General features: G+C 34.2%; 3 protein-coding genes. All 3 read right to left on the bottom strand.

The features are described from left to right. Positions 1 to 241: 241 nt before the first annotated feature. A complete protein-coding gene (locus tag A33I_RS18580) occupies positions 242 to 586 on the bottom strand; it encodes a DUF3139 domain-containing protein (RefSeq protein ID WP_022629820.1) in 345 nt (114 codons plus the stop codon). A 167-nt stretch (positions 587 to 753) separates the two neighbouring features. Beyond that, positions 754 to 924 carry a hypothetical protein gene (locus tag A33I_RS21145; RefSeq protein WP_022629819.1) on the bottom strand — a complete coding sequence of 57 codons (171 nt, stop codon included), beginning with the start codon at positions 922 to 924 and terminating at the stop codon, positions 754 to 756. Further along, a complete protein-coding gene (locus A33I_RS18575; protein ID WP_022629818.1) occupies positions 921 to 1,214 on the bottom strand; it encodes a hypothetical protein in 294 nt (97 codons plus the stop codon). The genes A33I_RS21145 and A33I_RS18575 overlap by 4 nt, the downstream gene beginning before the upstream one ends. Between the last annotated feature and the right edge of the window lie 208 nt (positions 1,215 to 1,422).

Raw genomic sequence — 1,422 nt, 5'->3', positions numbered from 1 at the left:
GCACTCATTTTTAGTATATCATTTGTATTTTAACTTTTTTATTGAAAAATATTGACAAACTATTAGCTGGTTTAGTTTAAGAGTATATTTTCATAAACTACGCTGTTTTCTATGAATCTAGTTTACAAATAACTACTAAATTATGTAAGTCTTTTTATAACGAGGACGACCCTTTAGATAAATCCAAAGGGGCTATTCCAATTTATTAATACAGTGTTGACCATCATACCAACTACAACAGTTAGTCATTTAAAACATTACCAGTTTGTCCTACTCTTTTTACAAACTCTTTTTTATTAGGATCATTCCAGGTATAGATGTAGAAAGTTTGATGATCCTCTTCAAAAGCTACATACGCTTCATAGGATTGGCCTTTAGAATAATTGAAGTCACTGGAAACAAAATGAATATCATCTTTTGTATAGCCCTCTTCTTGTAAAGTCCAAATTGTTTCTTGCAATATTCTGTTTTTCTCTATTTCACTACCGCTTACAAGATTTAACCGGTAATTATAAATAGTAATAGTAAGGATAATCACTATTAAAATAGCAACTACAAAATAGAGAAATTTCAAGCTGAGTTTCATCAGATACACCTCATGCTCTTTTAATCGTTACGTCCCTCATTAATACTTAATTAATCGTGATTTCGATTAACCGCTTAGGTCAATAATTGCCCAGACTGGGGTAGTATCTACCATCTCCCAATTTTAATCTAATTGCCGACTAACGTGTATCTTAGTTCCCCCCCACCTTAATTAATCAGTTCCTTTATTACATTGACAATAATTAATAGTACAAACATTAACAGAGAAGCGGGAACGATTGATTTTTTTGGCATCTTCTCTTTGTCAAAGTAATGCGTCAATAATACAAAACCTACTGCTATAAATAAAAGCATTAAGTACTGAGTCACCCTAGTCATCCTTCTTTCCTTTCATTAATACTGTGTGATCCGTCTGGTTTGACTGTAAATAAAAGAGGCTTACTGTCTTTCCAATTATCAGTATCTTTACTCAGGTAAAGTGGCACTTCTTTTGCCACTAGTTGGTAATGGAGTGCCTGTGATGGACCCCTATACGGAATCTTCTCTTGTATAGAATACGCGCCTACACCTGTCGCGATCGTTCTGGCTTTTGAGGAACTAAACGTTTTATCTACTTTATCTAAGATCTTATTCATACCAGGGGTCTTAGCAGCACCTTTACCTAACATATAAGAACCATAGAGGATTGTCGTCGCTTGAGCGGTTAACCCTACATAATATTTAAATAATTTGTAACATCATATTCCTCCTCCCAATTACCGACTATCACCATATAGGTCTTTGTTAAAGTAAACTGCCCGTTACTTCAACAAGAAGAAACGATTACCCTAATGGCTGCTATCATTTGGTTTCTATTCGTTTGATCTTGGGCTCGTT

It is taken from the genome of Alkalihalophilus marmarensis DSM 21297 (assembly GCF_000474275.2).
Taxonomy (GTDB): domain Bacteria; phylum Bacillota; class Bacilli; order Bacillales; family Bacillaceae_D; genus Alkalihalophilus; species Alkalihalophilus marmarensis.
The sequence above is the reverse complement of the archived record's forward strand: the minus strand, read 5'-3'. Positions and strand labels throughout refer to the sequence as shown.

Bases quoted from the DNA above. Each gene is read 5' to 3' on its own strand.
- A33I_RS18575 (WP_022629818.1), bottom strand. From the start codon at position 1,214: ATGTTAGGTAAAGGTGCTGCTAAGACCCCTGGTATGAATAAGATCTTA.
- A33I_RS21145 (WP_022629819.1), bottom strand. From the start codon at position 924: ATGACTAGGGTGACTCAGTACTTAATGCTTTTATTTATAGCAGTAGGT.
- A33I_RS18580 (WP_022629820.1), bottom strand. From the start codon at position 586: ATGAAACTCAGCTTGAAATTTCTCTATTTTGTAGTTGCTATTTTAATA.